Source organism: Burkholderia sp. AU6039, assembly GCF_002223365.1.
Lineage (GTDB): Bacteria > Pseudomonadota > Gammaproteobacteria > Burkholderiales > Burkholderiaceae > Burkholderia.
Map to the genome: position 1 here is coordinate 27,731 of NZ_NKFK01000006.1, position 23,212 is coordinate 50,942.

A 23,212-nucleotide genomic window follows, 5' to 3' on the forward strand; every position below is an offset into this window, starting at 1 on the left:
GCATGAAAGCGGCCGCCGTCGTCGCATTCGACCTCAGGTATCCGCTGTCAGATCGACGAATGCGCGACGCGCAGCATGTCGTGCACGCCGGACGTCATCAGCGCGAGGAACGCGAGCAGGCCCACGTAGCAGAGCGCGTACGTCGTCTTCGTCTCGATCGACGTCGCGTAGTACACGCGGTTCTCCGGCGCGTCGGGATCGTAGCGCCACGCACGCTTCAGCTGCGGCAGCGCGAGGATCGCCATCACGATCAGCAACGGGCTCGGGCGATACACGAACAGCGCGATCAGCACCGGCACGCCCGCGAACCAGATGCGCGGCGACAGCACCGCGGTGATCCGCCCGCCGTCGAACGGCGACAGCGGAATCATGTTGAACAGGTTCAGGAAGAAGCCCGTGTACGACAGCGCGAGCAGCAGGTTGCTGTCGGTGTGGCGCGCGGCCGCGTAGCAGGCCAGCGCGCCGAGCGTGCCGACGAACGGCCCGGCGAGCCCGACGTACGCTTCGGTTTCCGCGTCGTGCGGCATCTCCTTCAGCTGGATCCACGCGCCGACGAACGGGATGAAGGTCGGCAGCCCGACGTCGAGCCCGCGCCGCTGCGCGGCGATGTAGTGGCCGGCCTCGTGCACCAGCAGCAGCGCCACGAAACCGGCCGCGAACCGCCAGCCGTAGAACAGCGCGTAGACCGCGATCGATGCCAGCATGGTGCCCGCCGACATCAGCACCTTGCCGAGCTTGAGGCCGCCGAAGATCAGCAGCAACAGCTTCGTCATTCCTTGCGCTCCATGCCGGATGCGTCGGAGACGCTGGATGCCTCGGCGACGGCCGGTACCGCGGCCGCCTTCGGCTTGCGCCCGAAGAAGCGCTTCAGTGCCGCACCACCGGCCAGCAGCGCGACCGCACCGATCTTGAAGAACTTCACCGCGAACGCGCCGATCAGCGCGAGCAGGCCGAGCTTCTTCGCGCCGACGCCGACGATCAACGCCGCGAGGCCGTACTCGGCGACGTGGTCGGTCGACTTGTTGAAATCGGCGTAGCGCTTGCCGTCGTTGAAGCGGATGTTCGACAGCAGCTCGTCGGCCGACGCCTTGTATTTCGGCAGGTCGGCAAGCGTCGACGCCATCGTCAGCGACAGGTAGCCGTCACGGCCGAGCACGAGCGTCCGGTAGTTCACGCCGTCGTTCTCGGCGTTCGGGGCCGCGCCCTTGTCGCGGATGATCGCCGACCACACGAGCCGGTGCGTGGCCGCGTCGTACGCGGGCGCCTTCGCCCAGCCGACCACCTCGGTCTCCGGCAGGCCGCGCTCCTTGCGCCCCGGGTTGTCTTCCTCGGTGCCGGACTGCAGGCTCTTCAGCAATTCGTCGGGCTTCCAGTCCTTCGCGTCGTCATCGCGGATATAGCCGCTCGGCTCGAACGACACGACCGAGATCCAGTCGGCATCGGGATCGTCGGGCAGCACGAGGCCGACCAGCTTGGATTCGTCGATCGAGTTGCCCATCGAGCGCAGGTAGCGGCCGGCTTCGGCAGCCGGCACGAACGATTCGCCGGCTTTCAGCTTCAGCACGGCTTCGTGTTTTACGTCGATGTCGGTCGGGCCCTTCACGACCGCGTCGTTGGCGGCCGCGGCGGCGGCCCTCATTTCCACCTGCGCAGCTTCGGTCTGCGCGTGGCCGGTGGTCGCGGCGAATGCGAGCGTCGCCACGCAGGCGAGCCGGACGGCAAGTTTTTTCATTGTTGGATTCCCCTGGAATGCCTTGTCGTAAATATGCACGACACCGGCCCAGGCGTTTTCAATCGCGGGTCCGGCGTCGTCTCTCAGTTGGCACGGGGGCTATGGTAACGCAGCGCGGTGACACGCCCGGGGAACGGCGCGATGCTTACGTCCGAGGTAATGCCCAAGCTGCGCGGGATTGCCTATCATCTGCCACATGAACCCGACCGCCGCCCTCCATTCGCCCTCCCCGTCCGCCGGCCGCACGCCAGGCATCGGCCCGCTGCTGCGCACGTGGCGGCAACGCCGGCGCCTGAGCCAGATGGCGCTCGCGCTCGACGCGGACGTCTCCGCGCGCCACCTGAGCTTCGTCGAATCGGGCCGCGCGCAGCCGAGCCGCGAGATGGTGCTGCATCTCGCCGAGCGCCTCGACGTGCCGTTGCGCGAGCGCAATGCGCTGCTCGTCGCGGCCGGCTTCGCGCCGCTGTTCCGCGAACGGCCGTTTTCGGATCCGCAACTGGATGCCGCGCGCCATGCGGTCGAAGCCGTGCTGCGCGGCCACGAGCCTTATCCGGCGCTCGCCGTGGACCGCCACTGGACGCTGCTCGCGGCGAACCGGATGCTCGGTGCGCTGGTCGCGCAAGCCGATCCGGCGCTGCTGCAGCCGCCCGTCAACGTGCTGCGGCTGAGCCTGCATCCGGACGGGCTCGCGTCGCAGATCGTCAACTGGCACGAATGGCGCGCGCACATCCTGCATCGGCTGCAGCGGCAGATCGATGCGAGCGGCGACCGCACGCTGCACACGCTGCGCGACGAACTCGCCGCGTATCCGGCGCCGGCCGGCCAGTCCGACGACACGCTCGCGCGCACCGACTTCGCGGAGATCGCCGTGCCGCTGCGGCTGCGCACGGCGGCCGGCGAACTGACGTTCTTCAGCACGACGACGGTGTTCGGCACGCCGGTCGACGTGACGCTGTCGGAACTCGCGATCGAGGCGTTCTTTCCGGCGAACCCGGAGACGGTGGAGGCCATGCGGGCGCTGGCGGATGCGTTGCCGGCGTAATGCGCGGCTAACCCGCCGCATCCAGAAACGTCACGGCCTGCCCTGCCGGCTCCCCGTTCAGCTCGCCTTCGCGCACCACGACCTGCCCGCGCACGACCGTGTGCACGGGCCAGCCTGTAACCGCACAACCGTCGTAGGGCGTCCAACCGCTCACGCTGGCAATCCATTCGTCCCGAATGATGCGACGCGCACGCAAGTCGACGATGCTGAAATCGGCATCGTAGCCGGCCGCAATGCGCCCTTTCCCCGCGATGCCGAAGATACGCGCCGGCCCGGCACTGGTCAGGTCGACCAGCCGTTCGAGGCTCAGGCGCCCCGCTTGCACGTGATCGAGCATCAGCGGCAGGAGTGTCTGCACGCCGGTCATCCCGCTCGGCGACTGCGGATAGGGCCGGCGTTTTTCATCGCGCGTATGCGGCGCGTGATCGCTGCCGATCACGTCGACCACGCCATCGCGAACGGCCTGCCACAGCGCGTCCTGATGATGCCGCTCGCGCACCGGCGGATTCATCTGCGCGAACGTGCCGAGCCGCTCGTAGCAATCGGGCGCGTACAGGCTCAGGTGATGCGGCGTGACCTCGACGGTCACGCGCTGCCGGTTCCGCGCGAGGAACGCCATTTCGCCGGCGGTGGACACGTGCAGCACATGCAGCCGGCGGCCCGTCTCGGCAGCCAGCCCGACGATGCGCCGCGTCGCGGCCAGCGCGCTTTCCTCGTCGCGCCAGCGAGGATGATCACGCACGTCGCCGCTCGCTTCGGCTAGCGCCCGGCGTTCGCGCAGCCGCGCCTCGTCTTCCGCGTGCACGGCCATGCGACGCCGCCCGTTGCGCACGATCCGGCGCAACACGGCTTCGTCGTCGGCCAGCAGGTCGCCGAACGAACTGCCCATGAAGACCTTCACCCCCGCGCAGCCCGGCAGGTTTTCGAGTACCGGCAGCCGTTCGGCGTTCGCGGCCGAGCCGCCGATGTAGAACGCGTAGTCGCACCATGCACGGCCGCGCGCAAGATCCAGCTTGGCCTGCAGATCCTGCGCGGTCAGCGTCAGCGGATGCGTGTTGGGCATCTCGAAGATCGTCGTGACGCCGCCGAGCACCGCGCCGCGCGTGCCGGCCTCGAGGGTCTCCTTGTGCGTCAAGCCCGGTTCGCGGAAATGCACCTGGCTGTCGACGACGCCCGGCAACACGTGCAGGCCGCCGGCATCCAGCAGGACGTCGGCGCTCCACGTGCCGTGCAACGCGCCCAGCGCGACGACACGGCCGCCCACGCACGCGATGTCGATCCGCTCGGCTCCGTTGGGTGTCATCGCGGTGCCGCCATGCACGAGCAGGTCGGCGTGACGTCGCTTCAGCGCGTCGCTCGTGCCCGCTTCACGTCGAATGGGCTCGTCCATGATTCAGAACTCGTTCTGAATGTGCTTGTAGCCCAGCACCAGCGCGTTGTTCGTGCGTGCGACATCCTCGGAGAAATCGCTCGCGTCGGCCGTCACCTGAGGCAACGCGGCGAGATCGGTTTCCGGCCCGATGCGCTCGGTCGAACGCACGTAGAAACCCGGCGGCAGATGGCAGCCGTCGACGACCGCGTTGTAGCGCACCACGCAACCGTCGTCGATGGTGCAGTTGAACAGCACGCTGTTGAAGCCGACGAACACGCCGTTGCCGACCTTGCACGGCCCGTGGACGATCGCGCGATGCGCGATCGACGTGTGCTCGCCGATGGTGACGCTCGCACCCGACTTCGAATGGATCACCACGCCGTCCTGGATGTTCGAATGCGCACCGATCACGATCGGCGCGATCCGGCCGCCGGCATCCGTTTCGTCGGCGCGGATCACCGCGTACGGGCCGATGAACACGTTCTCCTCGACGATCACGAGCCCGCACAGAATGGCGGTCGGATCGACGAAGGCGCTCGGATGAATCTGCGGCAGGTCGCCGCGCGGGTTCTTTCTGATCATCAGGATTCCTGCCTTGAAATGGGGCGGCCGCGCTTGATCCGCTCGAACAGGCCCGGATCGCGCCACTGTCCGGCGATGGCCGGCGCGAACACGATGTCGTCCAGGTCGATGCGGCCCATGCGCGGGTTGAACGCATCGTCGCGAAAGCACTGCGCGTAACCGGTCTCGGTCTCGTGAACGATGATCGAATGCAGCCGCACGTCGGCTTCGCCGTTCGTCATGCGGGTGCCGGACAGCGCCGCATCGACGAGGCGAAAGAACACGCGCGAGAACTGCTCGGCGCTCGGCGACACGGGCAGCAGCACCCAGCGCTCGGAATGCCGGCGCATGCTCTCGACATAGCACGGGTCGTCATCCGACCACAGCGTCACGGCGTGATCGAACGCGTCGATCAGGTCGCGCACGTCGCCCTTGAGCAGCCCGAAGTCGTAGATCATCTGCCCGTGATCCAGCGCGTGCGCTTCCAGCAACAGCTCGACGCGGTACGAATGGCCGTGGATCGAATGCGAGCAGCGCCGCGTGCTGCAGCCGCGCACGACGTGCGCGTTCTCGAAGCGGAACAGCTTGCGGATCAGCATGCGTCGCCGCCTTCGCGCACCGGCGCGGCCCAGGCCACCGCATCGTGCGGATGCAGGCTTTCCAGATGGCGCACGTGCACGTGCGGGGTCGCATGGTGGCCGTCCAGCGCGGCCTGGACCCGGCGCGCGGCATCCTCGACGAACATCAGGTTGCCGCCGTTCAGCACCGCGAAGGCCTGCTCATCCGCGCGCTTGACGGCCGTCTGCACCGGCGTGCCGAGCGCGTGCTCGATGCGATCGATCAGGTCGATCAGCCCCAGCGTCGCGCCATCGTCGGGCAGCGCCACGCTGACGACGGCTTCGCTGCGCTGGCTGTGCGGCGTGGCCGCCGTCGCGTGCCGCTTCAGCCACGCGGCGACTGCGGCCGGCTCCACGCGATCGTCGCGGCCGAATGCCGCCAGGAACGCCTGCTCGACCCAGTGCCGCGACAGCGCGGCCGAGCACGGGCACGTCGACGAATAGACGACCGTCACCTGCGCGCGCAGCGCGAACCGGGAGCCGGTCAGCGTCGCGTCGAGCCGGACCGGATAGGCTTTCCATCCGGCCAGCCCGTCGGTCACCAGCGCGGCGCGGCGCGCCAGCAAGTCGAAGCGCAACCGGAGCCGCGCGCTGCGCGTGTCGCAGTCGCGATGGCTGTCGACCATCGCATGCAGCACACGCTGAAGGCCGGCCGGCGACAGCGCCGCGCCATCATCGAGCCCGTCGAGCAGCCGGTACAGCCGCGACATGTGGATGCCCTTCACGTGCGGCGCAGGCAGATCGACCTGCACGTCGGCGCGCGCATGCACGTCGCGCCGGCAGCCGGGCTCGGCCACGGCAACGGGCAGGTCGATGCCCTGCATGCCGACCCATTCGAGCGGGCGGCCGCCCGGCGCGGCATCGGTCAGGGAAATATCGGGAAGGGGTGCGTTCATGCTCGGAATCCGGTGGAGCGCCTTCTCCATCCGGATCGATGCAGGAAGCGCGTTCAGGTCAGGGCCAGTCGCGAAACGGGTTGTCCCACGTGGTCCAGTGTTCGGGGCCGGTGGCCATCTCGGCGTCGGTCAGCAGACACGCGTCGAAGCGCGCGCGCAGCGCGGGCTCGTCCATGTCCATGCCGATCAGCACGAGTTCCTGCCGCGCATCGCCGACGTGCTCGTCCCAGCGCGCGCGGATCTGCGCGACGGCTTCCGCGTCCTGCGGCCAGCGCTCGGGCGGCATGGCCGCCCACCAGTAGCCGGCCGGCCCGTGCCGCGCGACCGCACCGGCCTGCGACCACGAACCGGCAACGGTCGGGTGGGTGGCGAGCCAGAAGAATCCCTTCGAGCGCACAACGCCGGGCCATTCGCTTTCGACGAGATCGAAGAAACGCTGCGGATGGAACGGCCGACGCGCGCGATAGACGAAGCTGCGAATGCCGTATTCGTCGGTCTCGGGCGTGTGCGTGCCGCGCATCTCCTGCAGCCAGCCCGGTGCGCGCGATGCGGCTTCGAAGTCGAACAGGCCCGTGTCGAGCACGCGCTCGAGCGGCACCTTGCCGAATTCGGCGATCTCGATCCGTGCGCGCGGGTTCAAGCCGCGCAGCAGCGCGACCAGCCGCTCGCGCGCGCTTGCGTCGATCAGGTCGATCTTGTTGATCACGATCACGTCGCAGAACTCGATCTGGTCGATCAGCAGATCGACGACCGTGCGCGCATCCTCCTCGCCCATCGATTCGCCGCGCGACTGCAGGCTGTCGCGCGACGCGTAGTCGCGCAGGAAATTGAACGCATCGACCACCGTCACCATCGTGTCGAGCCGCGCGACTTCGCCGAGGCTGCGGCCATCCTCGCCTTCGAACGTGAACGTCTCGGCCACCGGCAGCGGCTCCGAGATGCCGGTCGATTCGATCACGAGCTGGTCGAACCGCCCTTCGCGCGCGAGCCGGTCGACCTCGATCAGCAGATCCTCGCGCAGCGTGCAGCAGATGCAGCCGTTGCTCATCTCGACCAGCTTCTCGTCGGTGCGCGACAGCCCCGCGCCGCCGTCGCGCACGAGCGCGGCGTCGATGTTGACCTCGGACATGTCGTTGACGATGACCGCGACGCGCCGGCCCTCGCGATTGTTCAGGATGTGGTTGAGCAGCGTCGTCTTGCCGGCGCCGAGGAAGCCGGACAGGACGGTCACGGGAAGCCGCGCGGGCGGTTGGAGTGCAGCACTCATCGGGCGATTCCGGTCGAGGACGTTGAGGAGAGAATGATATATTGTATCGCAACGATATAACATATCATTTCGGACGTCCAGCAGGCCGTGACTGTGACCAGCGGCCCCGTCGATCAGTCCTACGCGCGATCGAGCGATGAGGCGCGGGCGCGGGTTCTACGCGAGCGGCAGCGGCATCGCGCACGGCATGCCGATTGAAAGGTGTGATTGGTAAGCTCTCCGGCGAGACCGATGGCCCCCACACACCATGAAAACGAAAATACTTGCTGCGTTGTCACTGTGCGCCACGCTGCCCGGCGTCGCGCTCGCCCAATCGATCGCGGCCCCCGTGCTGAAGCCTGGCGATACCTGGACCTACATCAACACCGTCGAAATCGGCCCGAATGGCTGGCGCCAGACGCGCGACCAGATTTCCGTGCAGCGCACGACGTCCGAGCACATCTACGTCGAAACGCAGCAGAGCGGCACGACGCAGGCGCCGCGTGAGTTGATCGTCGATGCGGACTGGAGCCGTTCGCGCAGCGTCAACGGCACGGACACCGTGGTGAACCGTCCGCTGGCGTTTCCGCTGACGGTCGGCAAGACGTGGGAGGTCAAGTACAGCGAGTCGCACCCGAATGCGCGGCACGCGTCGGAGGCGTACGACACGCATTACAAGGTCGTCGGCCCCGACACCGTCACCGTAGCGGGCGGCAAGTTCGATGCAATCAAGATCGAGGCCGAAGGTATGTGGAAGGCCCAGCTCGCGCCGGGGCAATCGGTCACGTCCGGCGTGTCACGCAACGCGAACGGCTCGACGATCGTGATGCAGAGCCACAACAACGGAACGGCGGAAGGGACCGGCAAGACCTACATGGCGTTCTGGTACGTGCCGGCGGTCGGACGCTGGGTCAAGTCGGTCGAGGAGTTCTACGACGCGAACGGGATGCGCAATGCGCGCTACTCGAACGAACTGGTGTCGTTCAAGCGCGCCGGCGTGGACGGCGGCGCACCGCTGGCCAGCCAGCCTGTGCCCGCGTCCACCCCGGTGGCCGTGCCGCCGGACACCTTGCCTACCGTCGACCAGTAACCGCGCGCGCTCACTTACGTATAGAGCGACGCCTGCGGCAACTCGCCCGTCAACGCGAACCGGCCGACATCCCGCAGCCGGTAGTCGAGCGGATCGTGCAGCGTATGCGTGCGCGCATTCCGCCAGAAGCGGTCGAGGCCGAGCGACGCGGCTGTCGCGCGTGCGCCGCAGGCGTCGAACAGCGCCTCGCCGTTCTCGAGCGCCGCGCGCTGCGCGACGATCTTCGCCTCCGATACCGCGAGCGCCACCTCGGCGCGCTCGTCCGCCGTCAGCGCATCCTGCCGCGCCCACGCACGCTGCAACGCCGCAGCCGCGCGATCGGCCAGCGCCGCCGCGGCGATCGCCCGCACGCGCATGTCGCCGAAGCGCTGCAGCGTGTACGGATCGTCGCTCGCCTGAGCGACCTCCGACTGGATCCACGGGCGGCCATGCTTCAGCACGTAGTCGCGCGCTTCCGCCAGCGTGCCTTCCGCGAGCCCGACGAACAGGTTGGTCAGCACGAGCTGCGACACGAGCGTGCGCAGCGTCGCGCGCGGGGTCGGCGGCGTCTCGGAACGGTGCAGCACCTCGTCCGCCGCAAGCGTCACGCCGTCGAAGCGCACGCTGCCGCTGTCGGTCTGGCGCTGGCCGATCGGATCCCAGTCTTCGTTGACCGTGATCCCCGCGCGATCGGTCGGCACCACGCCGAACACGGTGCGGCCGGTGTCCGGATCGTGCGCGGACACCGTCATGCGCTGCGAGCCGCGCGTGCCCGAACAGAAACCCTTCACGCCATCGAGCCGGTAGCCGCCGTCAGGCGTGGCCGTGGCCACGAGCCGCGTGTCGAGCGGATTGACCGCATTGCCCCACCACCATTGCTGCTCGACCGTGCCACGCAGGTAACGTTCGCGCTGCGCGGCGTTGCCCCACACGTCGACGCTCACCACCTGCAGGCACTGGAATCCGACGAGATGCGCGAGCGCGCTGTCGACGCGCGCGATCTGCCGGATCGCGTCGTAGATCCCGGGCCACGCGGCTTCCTGCCCGCCGAACGCACGCGGCACCGCGAGCGACAGCAGGCCCGCATCGGCGAGCCACTGCTTCTCCTGTGCCGCATGACCGCCCGCGCGGTCGCGCGCGGCGGCCGTGGTGCGCAACGCGTCGATCGCGCGCGCCAGCGCGGCGTGGTCGAAGGCCGGGGCATCGGTATCGGGCGCAAAGGTCGCCGGGCCGCGTGGATCGTTCATGCGACGGCTTCCTGCGCAACCGCTTCACCCGACAGCGGCACCAGCGCGTCGAGCGTGCGGCCGGTCAGCCGCGACAGGATCTCGCGCCGCCAGTCGTCGTAGATCGCGCGGTATTCGGCGATATCCGCGCCGAACACGTGTGCGGTATGCGCGTACTCGTCGTGCAGGTAACCGTCGAGCCGCGCCTGCGTTTCCTCATCGGCCGCGATCACGCGATCGATCAGCGCATCGCGTTCGGCTGGCGGCAACGCCTTCAACGTGTCGAACCACCACTGGACGATCTGCACGCGATGCCATTCCTCGTCCGGCCGGATCCGGTTCTCGCCATGCTCGCGCATCGCGGAATCGCCGATGCGGCCGGTCTTGCGCTGGATCCACAGCTTCGCGAGGATGTGCAGCTCGTAGTGCCATTCGAACGCGAGAAAGCCGGCGATGTCGCGCACCGCGATGTCGCCGATGCGCGCCCAGTGCGCGGCGACGAGCCGGTCGACTTCCGGCAGCGGGTCACGCCCCGTCAGTTCGGTCACGCGTTCGCGGCCGATCACCGCGTGCGCGCCGTCGTCGCCGAGCTGGCGCGACAGGATCAGCTGGAAATGCGGATCGTCGCGGAACAGCGTGTCGATCGCCTTCGCGACGACCTGCACGATGAACAGGTCGTGCGACGCCATCTTCGTGTAGTAGTCGGCGACGGCGGCCAGTTCGTCGTCGTTGCGCGGCTCGCGCGGCGGCGTGGCGAGCTTCGCCGGGAAGTCAGGACGATGGCGTCGCGCCACGTCGAGAAACAGCGCTTCCTCGAATTGTCCGTTCCATTCGCGCGGCGCGCCGATGGGCAAGGTCATAGGTTTCTTTCTCTCAGGATCATGAATGAAGCGAGCGGACGCTTGTGGCGTCGCTCAGGTACGCCGGGTCACGCGTCGGACCAGGCGGTCGCCCGTGATTTGCACGGCCGAGACGAGCGCGATCAGGATCACGATCACGGTCGCCATGACGGTGGTGTCGAAACGCTGGTAGCCATAGCGGATCGCCAGATCGCCGAGGCCGCCCGCGCCGACGGCGCCCGCCATCGCCGTCGAGCCGATCAGCGCGACGACGGTAATGGTGAAGCCGCCGAGCATGCCGGGCAGCGCTTCGGGCAGCAGCACGTGCCAGACGATGTGGCGGCGCTTCGCGCCCATCGCGAGCGCGGCCTCGATCAGCCCGCGGTCGACTTCGCGCAGGCTCACCTCGGCGATCCGCGCGAAGAACGGGATCGCGGCGATCGACAGCGGCACGACGGCTGCCCAGACGCCGATCGTCGTGCCGATCAGCACGCGCGTGAACGGCAGCAAAGCGACGAGCAGGATGATGAACGGCGTCGAGCGGAACACGTTGACGAGCGCGCCGAGCACCGCATTCACGCCGCGCCGCTCGTAGATGCCGCCGGGCGCGGTCGTCACGAGGATCACCGCGAGCGGGATGCCGATCAGCGCGGCAATCACGGCCGACGCTGCAACCATCGACAACGTGTCGCGGATCGCGTCGAGCAGTTCGGGCCACCAGAGGTCAAACATAGCCGAGCACCTCCGCGTGATTCGCGTGGCGACGCGCGCGTTCGAGCAGCGCGGCCACCGCGCCGCCGCGGGCGGTCGATTGGCCGGCGTCGTCCGCACGCAGTGCCGCCGCGATCACGAGCCGCCCCTGTGCGTGCCCCTGGATGCGCTCGATCCCGCCGTGCAGGAAACGCACCGAGCCGCCGAGCGCCACCGCGAGCGCGCCGACATCCGGCTCGCCGCCGCTCTCGCCCGTATAGCGGACGTCGAGCACGACCTGCGCGCCTTCAGGCAACGCGGCTTGTGCCGGCAACGGCTGCACGCGCGCGGCCAGTTCGGCCGGCAGGTCGTGCACGAGCGTGCTGAGCAGCGCGCGCGTCGCGCCGTGGCGCGGATCGCCGAACACGCGCCACACGGGGCCCGTTTCGACGACTTCGCCCTGCTCGATCACCGCGACCGTGTCGCACACCGCGCGGATCACTTCCATCTCGTGCGTGATCAGCACGATCGTCAGCCCGAGGCGACGGTTGATGTCGGCGAGCAGCGCGAGGATCGACTGCGTCGTCTCGGGATCGAGCGCCGACGTCGCCTCGTCGCACAGCAGCACCTCCGGATCGTGCACGAGCGCGCGGGCAATGCCGACGCGCTGCTTCTGCCCGCCCGACAGGCTGGCCGGATACGCGTCGCGCTTCGCGGCGAGCCCGACGAGGTCGAGCAGCGCCTCGACCTTGCGCACGCGCTCGGCCTTCGGCACGCCGGCGATCTTCAGCGGCAGCGCGACGTTCTCGAACACCGTCTTCGCGGACAGCAGGTTGAAATGCTGGAACACCATGCCGGTGCGGCGCCGCAGCGCGACGAGCCCATTCTCGTCGAGCGCGCCGACGTCGACGCCCTGCACGCGCACGCGGCCCGAACTCGGCCGCTCGAGCCCGTTCACGAGCCGCAGCAGCGTCGACTTCCCGGCGCCGCTGCGGCCGATGATCCCGAAAACCTCGCCGCGCCGCACGTCGAGCGTCACGTCGCGCAGCGCGGCGGCCTGGCCGCGCGGCGTCGCGAACACCTTGCCGACCTGCTCCAGCGATACGGCGGCGCCGGCGCGGGTCGATTCGGCCGACGCGGCCGCTTCGTCATGTGCCGTTGCCTCGGCTCCCGCACGTACTGCCGAGGTCTCAATGAAACCCAGCGTATCGAACAATTGCGTCATCGCTTCGCTCCGTCACGTTCAGACATGCGCGGGATGCGCGGATTCGGCGTGCACGGCGGCGCCCGGCCGGTGCTGCGCGCCGGTATGCCACGCGGGCAGGCGCGGGCCCGCGCCGAACAGCTTCTCGCGCAGCGTCGGCGCGGGATCGTAGTCTTCCTTGTAGACGCCGCGGTTCTGCAGCTCGGGCACGACCCAGTCGACGAAATCCTCGAACGACTCGGGCATCACGGTGCGCGTCAGGTTGAAGCCGTCGATGCCGGTCTCGTCGATCCACGACTGCAGCTCGTCCGCGACCTGCGACGGCGAGCCGACGATCGGCGCATAGCGGCCGCCGAGCGACATCTGTTCGAGCATGCGGCGCACGGTCCAGGTGCCGGTCGTGCTCTTGCGCGAGATCGCGTCGACGGCCGACTGGATCGAATCGGTCTTCACGTACGAGATCGGCTCGTCGAGGCCGTACTTCGCGAAGTCGATGCCGGTCGAGCTCGCGAAATGCGCGAGACCGGCTTCGGCGCTCGCGTAGCGCCGGTATTCGTCGAATTTCTCGCGGGCAAGCAATTCAGTCTCGGCCGTCACGACGCTCACGCCGGCAAAGATCTTGATTGACGCAGGATCACGGCCCTGCCGTGCAGCGGCCGCGCGAATGTCGAGTGTCGCCGCGCGCGCGGCGGCCTTGCTTTGCCCGTTCACGAACACGCATTCCGCGTGACGCCCCGCGAACTCGACACCGCGCGCGGACGAACCGGCCTGGTACAGCACCGGCGTGCGTTGCAGCGACGGCTCGCTCAGATGAATCGCGTCGATCGAATAGAACGGCCCGTCGTGCTTCACGCGCCGCACCTTGCCCGGCTGCGCGAACACGCGCGCCTGCGCGTCGCGGATCACCGCATCGTCGTCCCAGCTCTGTTCCCACAGCTTGTAGACGACGTCCATGTAGTCGTCCGCGCGCTCGTAGCGGTCGTCGTGGCCGATCTGCTGCGCGAGGCCCATGCCGCGCGCGGCGCTGTCGAGATAGCCGGTGACGATGTTCCAGCCCACGCGCCCTTTTGTCAGATGATCGAGCGTCGACATGCGGCGCGCGAACAGGTAAGGCGGCTCGTAGGTGAGGTTCGCGGTCACGCCGAAGCCGAGGTGCCGCGTGACCTGCGCCATCGCGGGCACGAGCAGCAGCGGATCGTTGACGGGCACCTGCACCGATTCGCGCAGCGCGGCGTCGGGGCCGCCGCCGAACACGTCGTACACGCCGACGATGTCCGCGAGGAAGATCCCGTCGAACTTGCCGCGTTCGAGCGTCTTCGCGAGGTCGGCCCAGTAGTCGAGATCGGTGTAGTGCGCGGAGCGGTCGCGCGGATGCGTCCACAGCCCGTGGTTGATGTGCCCGACGCAGTTCATGTTGAACGCGTTGAGCAGGATTTTCTTGCGGTTCGCCGTCGTCATGCGCGCCTCCGTCACCACGCGATCGCGTACAGCGAGCCGAACGCGTTGTCGAGCGCCTTGCGCACGGCCGGCGAGTGCTGGTAGATCGCGATGAACTTGCGGATGCGCGGATCGTTCACGCTGTCCGGCCGCACGACCCACTGGATCGCGAAGATCTTGTTCTCGGTGCCGTCGAACAGCAGCGCGCTGTTCGGGTCGGTCGTGCCGGCGAGCTTGATGAAGCTCGGGTAGCCCTGCGCGAGATCGACGTCGTCGAGCGAGCGCGCGAGCTGCGACGCTTCGAGCGGGATGATCTTCAGGTGCTTCGGGTTCGCGACGATGTCATGCGTCGTCGCGCGGTAGTCGGCGCCCGGCTTCAGCGTGATGAGCCCCGCGCGCTGCAGCAGCAACAGCCCGCGCCCGCCGTTCACCGGATCGTTCGCGATCGCGACTTTCGCGCCGTCCTTCAGCTCGCTGAAGCTTTTCACCTTCTTCGAATAGAGGCCGATCTTCATGATCGTGCCGGGCGCGATCGACACGAAGTTGTAGCCGCCCTGCTTGTTCGCGTTCTCGAGGAACGGGATGTGCTGGAAGTAGTTGACGTCGATGTCCTTGTTCGCGAGCGCCGCGTTCGGCGTATTCCAGTCGGTGAACTCGACGATCTTCACGTCGAGCCCCTGCGCCTTCGCCTCCTTCGCGGCAACTTTCAGTGCCTCGATCTGCGGGCTGGTCGAGATGCCGACCTTCAGCGGCGCGGTGTCGGCGTGCGCGCCATTGAGCAATGCGACGCCAAGCACGGCGGCAGCCAGCAGGCGCGCGACGCGGCCGGCGGAAAAGCGGGCGGAAAAAACGGCATGCAGCATGAAACCACTCTCCTGTCCAAAGACGGTATCGATGGATGAGCGACGCCGCGGCGAACGCACGGGCGTTCTCCGGACAGAGGTCAAACGCATCGGAAAAGATCAGCCGATGATAGAGAGCGGCGCGGGGGCGGTCTACGAAGCGATTGTGCGAAGAAAATCGCGCGCGGCGATATGGCGGGCGGCCATGCGGGATCGGCGGCCTGACCGGGCGCCCGGCCGGCCGCCAGGCCGAAATCTCGGCCTGGGCGCCGGGCGAATTCCGAAATCTCGGCCAGCCGGTCGGGCCGCCCTTTCCGCAGACGAAACAAACCCCTTATAAATCAATGCATTAAAAATATTCCGACAGGCCGGATTTCTGGCACGGGGGTTGCGTAATAGACGGCACACGATGCCGCGAAGCCATGCAGGCATACCAACATCAGGAGACACGTCTTGCAGACCTCTATCCATACCCCGTCCCATCCGGACCCGTCCCATCCGGAGCCGGTTTCCGACGCCGTCGCCACCCCGCGCGAGCGCTTCTGGCCTGAAGGCTGGTGGAAACTGATGGAAATCCGCATCGGCATCATTCCGCTGCCCGTCTACTTCATCCTGCTCGCGCTGATCGTCGGCTTCTCGGTGACCGGCAAGGTGCCCGGCGAGATCTCGATGGCGATCGCGGTGCTCGCGTTCTTCGGCTTCACCTGCGCGGAACTGGGCAAGCGCCTGCCGCTCTTGCGCAACATCGGCGCGGCCGCGATCTTCGCGACCTTCGTGCCGTCGGCGCTCACGTACTACCACGTGCTGCCGAAGCCCGTGCTGAACCTCACCGTCGAATTCACGAAGTCGACCAACTTCCTGTACCTGTTCATCGCGTCGATCATCGTCGGCAGCATCCTGAGCATGGATCGCCGCGTGCTGATCCAGGGCTTCGTGAAGATCTTCATCCCGCTCGCGGCCGGCTCGGTCGCGGCCGCGATCGTCGGCACGGCGGTTGGCACCGCGCTCGGCCTCGGCGCGCGCCACACGCTGCTGTACATCGTCGTGCCGATCATGGCCGGCGGCGTCGGCGAAGGCGCGATTCCGCTGTCGATCGGCTATTCGGAACTGATGCACCTGCCGCAAGGCGAAATGTTCGCGATGGTGCTGCCGCCGGTGATGCTCGGCAGCCTGACCGCGATCATCCTGTCGGGCGCGCTCGACATGCTCGGCAAGCGCTTCCCGCACCTGACCGGCAACGGCCGCCTGCAGGTCGGCGAATCGGGCGACATGACGCCCGAGAACGAGGAAATCCGCGGCCACGTCGACGTCTCGCACATCGCGGGCGCCGGCATCACGGCCATCACGCTGTACCTGGTCGGCCTGATGGCGCACAAGCTGTTCGGCCTGCCCGCGCCGGTCGCGATGCTGTTCCTCGCGGTGCTCGTGAAGCTCGCGCGCGCGGTGTCGCCGCCGCTGCAGGAAGGCGCGTTCGTCGTCTACAAGTTCTTCTCGACCGCCGTCACGTACCCGCTGCTGTTCGCGATCGGCGTCGCGATGACGCCGTGGGACAAGCTGACCGCCGCGTTCACGATCGTCAACGTCGTCACGATCGTGTCGACCGTCGCGACGCTGATGGGCACCGGTTTCGTGGTCGGCCGCCTGATGAAGATGTACCCTATCGACACCGCAATCGTGAACGCCTGCCACAGTGGGCAAGGCGGCACCGGCGACGTCGCGATCCTGACTGCCGCGAACCGGATGCAGCTGATGCCGTTCGCGCAGATCGCGACGCGGATCGGCGGCGCGATCGTCGTCACGGTCACGCTGATCCTGATCGCCCACTTCGGATGACGCGCCGCCGCGCGCACCGTCGCGCAGGCCGCTTTGCACGCGCCGCCGCCGGCCCAGCCGGCGCGCGGCGCGCGTCGTTCGGGGCGTCGCTTCGTGTGTCGCTTCGGGCGTCACGCCGTGCGGACGGTTGCGGGTTTCGATGAGGGCGAACGTGCAGAAGAGCTTCAAGGGCATCCCGTGGTGGGGCTGGGCATCGGCCGGCGTGCTGTACGTGTGCGTGGCGGCCGCGGCCGTCGATTTCGCGTGGGAACGCGCGATCGACGCGCTCGAGGAAACCGGCGCGCACCGGCTCGACCTGTATGCGTCGAGCCTGAAAAGCGAGCTCGGCCGCTTCGAGATCCTGCCCGGCCTGGTCGCGCGGCAGGATGGCGTGCGCACGATGCTGAAAGCCGCGCCGCATGACGCTCCCGAACTCGTGCACACGGTCGACACCTACCTCGAAGCCGTGAACCGCGACGCGGGCAGCGGCGCGGTCGACGTGATCGACCTGCAGGGCGACGTGATCGCCGCCAGCAACTGGAACGAGACGCTCAGCTTCGTCGGCACCAACGTGTCGTACCGGCCGTATTTCAAGGACGCGCTCGCGCGCGGCAGCGGCCGCTTCTTCGGCATCGGCACCAACACCGGCGTGCCGGGCGTCTACTTCGCCAGCGCGGTGCGCGACGAAGGCGTGCCGATCGGCGTGGCCGCCGTGAAGATCAGCGTCGATTCGCTCGAATCGGCGTGGCGCGCGCCGGGCGTCGCCGCGATGGTCGTCGACAGCAACGGCGTGGTCGTGATCTCGACCGAACCCGCCTGGAAATTCACCGCGCTGCGCCCGATCACCGCGCAGCAGCAGCGCGACATCCAGGCGTCGCGGCAATACGCGGGCCGCACGGTCGACGCGCTGCCGTACCGCCATATCGGCGACCGCAGCGCGGCCGCGTGGTTCGGCACCTTCCCCGATACGCGCCACAGCGGCCGCACCACGCGCTATCTCGTGATGTCGCGCCCCGCGCCGCAGGCCGGCGACTCGCTGATGGTGCTGCTCGACATCGCGGGCGCGCGGCGCCAGCAGCAGACGGCCTTCGTGTTCGTCACCGGCGCGTTCCTGATCGCCGCGCTGCTCGCCGGCTACGCGATCCAGCGCCGCCGGGCGATCGTCGCGCGGCTGAACGCGCAGGACGCGCTGCGGCGCGCGAACGACCAGCTCGAGCTGACCGTCGCGCAGCGCACGGCCGCGCTGACGGCCGCGAACGAACGGATGCAGCGCGAGATCGTCGAGCGCGAGCGCACCGAGCAGCGGCTGCGCGCATCGCAGCAGGAAGTCGTGCATGCGGGCAAGCTCGCGGTGCTCGGGCAGATGGCCGCCGGCCTCACGCACGAGCTGAACCAGCCGCTCGTCGCGATCCGCACGCTGTGCGACAACGCGCGCACGTTCTTCGAGCGCGGCCAGCCCGCGCCGGCGCTCGCCAATCTCGAACGGATCGGCAAGCTCGTCGACAGCATGGCGGTGCTCACCGGCGAGCTGAAGACCTTCGCGCGCAAGCCGGACGTCGAGCGCGTCGCGGTGTCGCTGAACGAGGCCGTCGCGCATGCGCGGCTCATCTACGATGCGCGGATCCGCGACGAAGGCGTGCAGCTCGACGTGAACATCGCGCCGGGCACCGCCGTGTCGGCCGAATCGAGCCAGTTGCAGCAGGTGATCGTGAACCTGCTCGGCAACGCGCTCGACGCGGTGCACGACGCACCCGTGCGCCGCATCGTCATCGAGGCCGCCGGGCCGGACGAAGCCGGCCGCGTGCGCTTCACGGTGGCCGACAGCGGCGCGGGCATCGCGCCCGACGTGCTGCCGCACCTGTTCGAGCCGTTCGTCACGACCAAGCCGCGCGGCCAGGGCCTCGGGCTCGGCCTCGCAATCACGTCGCGCATCGTCGAGGCGTTCGGCGCGAAGATCGCCGCGACGAACCGCGACGAAGGCGGCGCGCAGTTCAGTATCGAATTCGCGGCGGCCACGCTGCAAAGGACAGAGCATGGAAGATGAGATTCGGGTGCTGGTCGTCGAGGACGATGAAAACGTCCGGATCGGCGTCGAGCAGGCGGTAGCGCTTGCCGGCTTCGCGGTCGATGCGTTCGCGTCGGCCGCCGACGCGCTGCATCACGTCGCGCCCGGCGCGCCGGTCGTGATCGTGTCGGACGTGCGGATGCCGGGCATCGACGGGCTGCAGCTGCTCGATCGCGTGATGGCCATCGACGCGCAGATCCCGGTCGTGCTGATCAGCGGCCATGCCGACATCTCGACGGCCGTCGGCGCGATGCAGGTCGGCGCGTACGATTTCATCGAGAAGCCGTTCTCGTCGGACGTGATCGCGGGGCGCGTCGCGCGCGCGGTCGAGAAGCGCCGCCTGACGCTCGAGGTGCAGGGGCTGCGCGCGGCGCTGAACAACTGGCAGGGCATCGAGGCGTTCGTGCTCGGCAAGTCGCCCGCGATGGCCGACGTCCGCAAGAAGATCCTGCGCCTCGCCGATACGTCGGTGTCGGTGCTGATCACCGGCGAAACGGGTACCGGCAAGGAACTGATCGCGCGCAGCCTGCACGACTTCGGCGGCCGGCGCGACGCGCATTTCGTCGCGCTGAACTGCGGCGGCCTGCCCGAGCAGGTCTTCGAGAGCGAACTGTTCGGCCATGAAGCCGGCGCGTTCACCGGCGCGATCAAGAAACGCATCGGCAAGATCGAATGGGCGGACGGCGGCACGCTGTTCCTCGACGAGATCGAGACGATGCCGATTCCGCTGCAGGTCAAGATGCTGCGCGTGCTGCAGGAGCGCGTGGTCGAGCGGCTCGGCGCGAACGAGCTGATTCCGGTCGACTGCCGCGTGGTCGCCGCGTCGAAGGCCGATCTTGCCGAGCTCGCGGCCGACGGCCGCTTTCGCGCGGACTTGCTGTATCGCCTCAACGTCGCGCAGATCGAACTGCCGCCGCTGCGCGAGCGGCGCGAGGACGTCCCGCTGCTGTTCGAACATTTCGTGCTCGCGGCCGCACGCCGCTTCGGGCAGCCGGCGCCGGTCGTCACGGCTGCACAGGTGTCCGAACTGATGACGCACGCGTGGCCCGGCAACGTGCGTGAGCTGCAGAACGTGGCCGACCGCTTCGTGCTCGGGCTGACCGGCGACAGCCTGCTGTCGTCCGGCGGCACGCCGGCCGCGGGCGGCACGCTCGCGGAACAGCTCGCGTATTTCGAGCGGATGCTGATCGAGGACATGCTGCAGCGTCACAACGGCAACGTCGCGGAGGCAAGCGAAGCGCTCGGGATGCCGAAGAAAACGCTCTATCACAAGCTGCGCAACCTGCGGATACCCTCGCGCGGCGACGCGGCGGCCGATGGCGGCGAATGACGCGAACGAGGACACACACTCCAGCATGGATCGCATCGACATCACCGAACACGGCCGCGTCACCGGCCACCTGATCCGCGGCGTCACGCACGCGCAGAAAACCTTCCGCCCGAGCGACTGGCCCGAACGCCTCGCGGGCGTCATCACGCTGTTCGTCGGCGAACGGCGGCCCGGCTATCCGTGCGCGCTGTCGCGGCTCGCGATGCCCGTCGTCGACGGCAACGTCAAATGCCTGTTCGTGTCGGACGAATTGCGCACCGTGTGCGCGGACGCATTCGATTTCGCGATGCAGTTCGCGGCCGACAACGGCCTCCCCGTCGTGCTTCAGACCGCGCCCGCGCTGGCGGTGCGCTGACGCGCGGGCCGCTGTCGCGGCGCGCTTTCTTCCCGTTTTCCAAAGATGCGATGTGCAGGTGCGCAGGTCGCCGCACGTCTTTATCCGGCCTTTCGGGCGTCTCGACCAATCGTCAGATGATTGAAAGCATCGACACCCGCCCCCTTCCGACAAGGGTTTCCGGCCGAGCCATCAATAAAATTGATCGTCACGATGAAAATTATGCGTTTTCCTTGCAGGTCGCCGTGATGCATAGTTGCGTCGTGTTGACGCACCTTTGAGTCTTTCAGTCATGAACATGCGAATCGAGCCGTCCGTGCTCGCGAACCCCGACCTGCAATTTGCGACGCTTTCGTCAGGCATCAGCCTGCCGTATGTCGAGCGGGGCAGCGGCGCGCCGATGGTGTTCGTGCACGGCTCGCTGTGCGACTACCGCTACTGGGATCCGCAGCTCGCGTCGCTGTCGGCCCACTACCGCTGCATCGCGCCGAGCCTCAGCCATTACTGGCCGGCCGTCGAAGCGGGCATCCAGGACGAGTTCAGCTGGCAGAACCACGTCGACGAGCTCGCCGAATTCATCGACGCGCTCGATCTCGGCCCCGTGCACCTGGTCGGCCACTCGCGCGGCGGCAGCGTCGCGTTCAACGTCGCGCGCCAGCATCCGCATCTCGTCGAATCGCTGACCCTCGCCGATCCGGGCGGCCCGCTGCAACAGCCGGGCGTGCGCGAAGCCGCGCTGCCGGCCGCCGCGATCGCGCTGCGCACGCAGGCCGTGAACCTGATCGGGCAAGGCGAAGTCGAATCGGGCCTCGAGATGTTCGTCGATTCCGTGAGCCTGCCGGGTGCATGGAAGAAGAGCACGTCGCGTTTCCGCACGATGGCGATCGACAACGCGAGCACGCTGCCGAAGCAGCTGCGCGACCCGCTGCCCGCGTACTCGCAGCACACGGCCGGCGACATCGCATGCCGCACGCTGCTGATCGACGGCCAGCGCAGCCCGAAGATGTTCCGCAACAACGTCGACACGCTGTCGCAGTGGATAGGCAATGCGCAACGGCAGACCGTTGCCGGCGCGTCGCACGGGATGAACGCCGCGAGCCCCGCCGTGTTCAACCGCTTCGTGCACGAGTTCGTCGCCGCGTAACGCTCGCGGGCGGTTTCCGCGCCGCCCGTTCTCCTCGCTGTTCAACGACGATGCGGATACGCGCCGCATCGCCGCTTCATCAACCGCCGTGCGTCACCGGCGCGTCCGCCCCGTCAATCCGCCTGCGCCATTCCGTCAGCACGGCTTACCACACGGCCGGCTCCGGCTCCGCCTTGCGCGTGACCGCATCGGGCAGCCCGAACACGCTGTCGAACGCCCAGTTGTACGTGAACGTGAAGATCGGGAAGAACACGATCAGCACCGCGTCGTACAGGAGCGCCTGCAGCAGCGACACGTCGAGCCACCATGCGATCAGCGGGATCAGGAACGTCACGAGCGCGATCTGGAAGCCGATCGCATGCAGTACGCGGCGTCCGACCGTGCGCGTCGTCGCTGCACTCCTGCGCTCCCACGCCTCGAACACGAGGTTGTACAGGAAATTGACGGTGACGCCCGTCGTCGAAATCATCACGCCCAGCAGGCCGCTCGCCGCCACGCTGGCGCCGCTCAGCATGCCGAGCACCGACGATGCGATCAGGATACCGAGCACCTCGAACATCACGACGTAGACTATGCGTCTCTTCCACCCTTGCATCACCATCCACCTTCTATCGAACAAGGTGGCGAGACTATCAGCGGGTAGCGCGTCCGCCAAAGTCAGGTCCTTTCAATTTTTCTGACAGGAGGCCAGTGCATGCTGACCAGCGACCACATCGACATGCTGCTGACCGTCATCGACAAAGGCTCGTTTTCCGCTGCCGCGCGGGCGCTCGGCCGCACGCCGTCCGCGATCAGCATGGCGATCGCGAACCTCGAGGCCGAGCTCGACCTCATGCTGTTCGACCGCGGCACGCGCGAACCGACGCCGACCGCCGCGATGGCGGCGCTGCTGCCCGACGCGCGGTCGATCGCCGAGCGGCTGCACGCGCTGCGCGCGCATGCGCAGCACCTGTCGGAAGGCGTCGAGGATACGTTGCGGCTCGGCCTCGCCGCCGAACTCGACGGCGCGCCCGTCGCCCGCGCGCTGACGGCCGTCGCCGCGAAATACCCGGCGCTCGCGATCAGCATCGTCACGGCGCCGCAGGACGTGATCATCGATGCGCTGCATCGCGGTGCCGTCGATCTCTGTGTCGCGTATGGCGGGCTCGACCTGCATCCGCAGGAGCAGATCCACGCGCTGTGGACCGAGACGCTCGTCGCGGTCGCCGCGCCGAGCCATCCGGCAATCGCCGAATGCGCGCAACCGGAAGCGATCGAGCGGTTGTCGGGCTTCAGGCAGATCGTGATCGCCGATCCCGAGCGGCCGCTCACCGATGTGCGGCCGTTGATCGGCAACCGCACGTGGAAGGTGACCGACATGGCCACCGCAATCGCGCTCGTGAAGGCCGGGCATGGCTGGGCGAATTTGCCCAAATCCATGATCGGCCGATACGTCGCCGACGGCGAACTCGCGCCGCTCGTGTTCGCGAACATCCGCAACGGGCTGCCGCTGCCCGTGTACCTGCGGCGGCCGAAGCATACGGGGCTCGGCAAGGCGGCGAGCGAACTGGTTCGCGCGCTGCGGGTGGCGGGTGACGAAAATTAGGGGGGTATCCGTTCGTGGCGGCGGCGTCCGAACGCGAGTAGCTAGATGCTGTCGCCACGATCGACCTCGGCGAGTGACGCCGACCGATCTCGTGGGCAGTTGGTCCACGGAGCACCCGCGTGCTCGACCTTGTCTTTCCCATTCCCTTACCTTAAAGCAGGGAAAATTG

At 68.1% G+C, this 23,212-nt stretch carries 22 protein-coding genes; 8 read left to right on the forward strand and 14 right to left on the reverse strand.

Annotation, left to right across the window (positions count from 1 at the left end; genetic code table 11):
* Nucleotides 1–47 precede the first annotated feature (47 nt).
* Entirely contained in the window at nucleotides 48–773 is a 726-nt protein-coding gene (locus tag CFB39_RS30405) for a site-2 protease family protein (protein ID WP_089462013.1), read from the reverse strand.
* On the reverse strand, nucleotides 770–1,732 hold the full coding sequence (locus tag CFB39_RS30410; RefSeq protein WP_089475725.1) for a DUF2167 domain-containing protein: 963 nt from the start codon (nucleotides 1,730–1,732) through the stop codon (nucleotides 770–772). The genes CFB39_RS30405 and CFB39_RS30410 overlap by 4 nt, the downstream gene beginning before the upstream one ends.
* A gap of 196 nt (nucleotides 1,733–1,928) precedes the next feature.
* Here CFB39_RS30410 and CFB39_RS30415 point away from each other — a divergent pair, with 196 nt between their 5' ends.
* Nucleotides 1,929–2,774, forward strand: a complete 846-nt coding sequence (locus tag CFB39_RS30415) for a helix-turn-helix domain-containing protein (protein ID WP_089475726.1) — start codon at nucleotides 1,929–1,931, stop codon at nucleotides 2,772–2,774.
* Nucleotides 2,775–2,781: 7 nt separating this feature from the next.
* On the opposite strand, the gene CFB39_RS30420 is transcribed toward CFB39_RS30415, so the two are convergent.
* Genes CFB39_RS30420 through zigA form a run of 5 tightly spaced genes read right to left on the reverse strand, consistent with a single transcriptional unit; the run spans nucleotide 2,782 to nucleotide 7,487 of the window.
* Nucleotides 2,782–4,164: a dihydroorotase gene (locus CFB39_RS30420; protein WP_089475727.1), complete on the reverse strand. Its 1,383-nt coding sequence runs from the start codon at nucleotides 4,162–4,164 to the stop codon at nucleotides 2,782–2,784.
* Between the two features lie 3 nt (nucleotides 4,165–4,167).
* Nucleotides 4,168–4,728, reverse strand: coding sequence for a carbonate dehydratase (locus tag CFB39_RS30425; RefSeq protein WP_089475728.1), 561 nt, complete (start codon nucleotides 4,726–4,728; stop codon nucleotides 4,168–4,170).
* Nucleotides 4,728–5,306: a 6-carboxytetrahydropterin synthase gene (locus tag CFB39_RS30430; protein WP_089475729.1), complete on the reverse strand. Its 579-nt coding sequence runs from the start codon at nucleotides 5,304–5,306 to the stop codon at nucleotides 4,728–4,730. The genes CFB39_RS30425 and CFB39_RS30430 overlap by 1 nt, the downstream gene beginning before the upstream one ends.
* A complete protein-coding gene (gene folE2, locus CFB39_RS30435; protein ID WP_179257760.1) occupies nucleotides 5,300–6,220 on the reverse strand; it encodes a GTP cyclohydrolase FolE2 in 921 nt (306 codons plus the stop codon). Before folE2 ends, CFB39_RS30430 begins: the two co-directional genes overlap by 7 nt.
* A gap of 58 nt (nucleotides 6,221–6,278) precedes the next feature.
* Nucleotides 6,279–7,487 carry a zinc metallochaperone GTPase ZigA gene (gene zigA / locus CFB39_RS30440; RefSeq protein ID WP_179257761.1) on the reverse strand — a complete coding sequence of 403 codons (1,209 nt, stop codon included), beginning with the start codon at nucleotides 7,485–7,487 and terminating at the stop codon, nucleotides 6,279–6,281.
* 247 nt (nucleotides 7,488–7,734) lie between these two features.
* Here zigA and CFB39_RS30445 point away from each other — a divergent pair, with 247 nt between their 5' ends.
* Nucleotides 7,735–8,556, forward strand: coding sequence for a hypothetical protein (locus CFB39_RS30445; RefSeq protein ID WP_089475732.1), 822 nt, complete (start codon nucleotides 7,735–7,737; stop codon nucleotides 8,554–8,556).
* Between the two features lie 14 nt (nucleotides 8,557–8,570).
* Here CFB39_RS30445 and CFB39_RS30450 read toward each other — a convergent pair whose 3' ends face one another.
* The 6 genes from CFB39_RS30450 to CFB39_RS30475 are packed head-to-tail and all read right to left on the reverse strand — an operon-like array spanning nucleotide 8,571 to nucleotide 14,794.
* The gene (locus tag CFB39_RS30450; protein ID WP_089475733.1) at nucleotides 8,571–9,782 is read right to left on the reverse strand and encodes an acyl-CoA dehydrogenase family protein; all 1,212 of its coding nucleotides are present in this window, start codon (nucleotides 9,780–9,782) and stop codon (nucleotides 8,571–8,573) included.
* The gene (locus CFB39_RS30455) at nucleotides 9,779–10,621 is read right to left on the reverse strand and encodes a hypothetical protein (RefSeq protein WP_089475734.1); all 843 of its coding nucleotides are present in this window, start codon (nucleotides 10,619–10,621) and stop codon (nucleotides 9,779–9,781) included. Before CFB39_RS30455 ends, CFB39_RS30450 begins: the two co-directional genes overlap by 4 nt.
* Nucleotides 10,622–10,675: 54 nt before the next feature.
* Nucleotides 10,676–11,332, reverse strand: coding sequence for a methionine ABC transporter permease (locus CFB39_RS30460; RefSeq protein ID WP_046546161.1), 657 nt, complete (start codon nucleotides 11,330–11,332; stop codon nucleotides 10,676–10,678).
* A complete protein-coding gene (locus tag CFB39_RS30465) occupies nucleotides 11,325–12,515 on the reverse strand; it encodes a methionine ABC transporter ATP-binding protein (RefSeq protein ID WP_089428997.1) in 1,191 nt (396 codons plus the stop codon). The genes CFB39_RS30460 and CFB39_RS30465 overlap by 8 nt, the downstream gene beginning before the upstream one ends.
* Nucleotides 12,516–12,533: 18 nt before the next feature.
* On the reverse strand, nucleotides 12,534–13,952 hold the full coding sequence (locus CFB39_RS30470; RefSeq protein WP_089429229.1) for an LLM class flavin-dependent oxidoreductase: 1,419 nt from the start codon (nucleotides 13,950–13,952) through the stop codon (nucleotides 12,534–12,536).
* Nucleotides 13,953–13,963: 11 nt separating this feature from the next.
* Nucleotides 13,964–14,794 (reverse strand): MetQ/NlpA family ABC transporter substrate-binding protein, encoded by an 831-nt coding sequence (locus CFB39_RS30475; RefSeq protein ID WP_089475735.1) that lies wholly within the window; start codon nucleotides 14,792–14,794, stop codon nucleotides 13,964–13,966.
* Nucleotides 14,795–15,226: 432 nt separating this feature from the next.
* On the opposite strand from CFB39_RS30475, the gene CFB39_RS30480 reads away from it, so the two are divergent.
* From CFB39_RS30480 to CFB39_RS30500, 5 genes are all read left to right on the forward strand, one after another.
* The gene (locus CFB39_RS30480) at nucleotides 15,227–16,606 is read left to right on the forward strand and encodes a 2-hydroxycarboxylate transporter family protein (RefSeq protein ID WP_089475736.1); all 1,380 of its coding nucleotides are present in this window, start codon (nucleotides 15,227–15,229) and stop codon (nucleotides 16,604–16,606) included.
* A gap of 139 nt (nucleotides 16,607–16,745) precedes the next feature.
* Nucleotides 16,746–18,629 (forward strand): ATP-binding protein, encoded by a 1,884-nt coding sequence (locus tag CFB39_RS30485; RefSeq protein WP_089475737.1) that lies wholly within the window; start codon nucleotides 16,746–16,748, stop codon nucleotides 18,627–18,629.
* Nucleotides 18,619–19,980, forward strand: coding sequence for a sigma-54 dependent transcriptional regulator (locus tag CFB39_RS30490; RefSeq protein ID WP_089475738.1), 1,362 nt, complete (start codon nucleotides 18,619–18,621; stop codon nucleotides 19,978–19,980). Before CFB39_RS30485 ends, CFB39_RS30490 begins: the two co-directional genes overlap by 11 nt.
* Before the next feature lie 25 nt (nucleotides 19,981–20,005).
* Complete coding sequence (locus tag CFB39_RS30495; protein WP_089475739.1) at nucleotides 20,006–20,335, forward strand: DUF3579 domain-containing protein; 330 nt, start codon at nucleotides 20,006–20,008, stop codon at nucleotides 20,333–20,335.
* 271 nt (nucleotides 20,336–20,606) lie between these two features.
* Nucleotides 20,607–21,458: an alpha/beta fold hydrolase gene (locus tag CFB39_RS30500; protein ID WP_089475740.1), complete on the forward strand. Its 852-nt coding sequence runs from the start codon at nucleotides 20,607–20,609 to the stop codon at nucleotides 21,456–21,458.
* 145 nt (nucleotides 21,459–21,603) lie between these two features.
* On the opposite strand, the gene CFB39_RS30505 is transcribed toward CFB39_RS30500, so the two are convergent.
* Nucleotides 21,604–22,053, reverse strand: coding sequence for a PACE efflux transporter (locus tag CFB39_RS30505; RefSeq protein ID WP_089475964.1), 450 nt, complete (start codon nucleotides 22,051–22,053; stop codon nucleotides 21,604–21,606).
* Between the two features lie 99 nt (nucleotides 22,054–22,152).
* Between CFB39_RS30505 and CFB39_RS30510 the strand changes: the two genes are divergently transcribed.
* Nucleotides 22,153–23,043: a LysR family transcriptional regulator gene (locus tag CFB39_RS30510; protein ID WP_089475741.1), complete on the forward strand. Its 891-nt coding sequence runs from the start codon at nucleotides 22,153–22,155 to the stop codon at nucleotides 23,041–23,043.
* The last annotated feature ends 169 nt before the right edge of the window (nucleotides 23,044–23,212 follow it).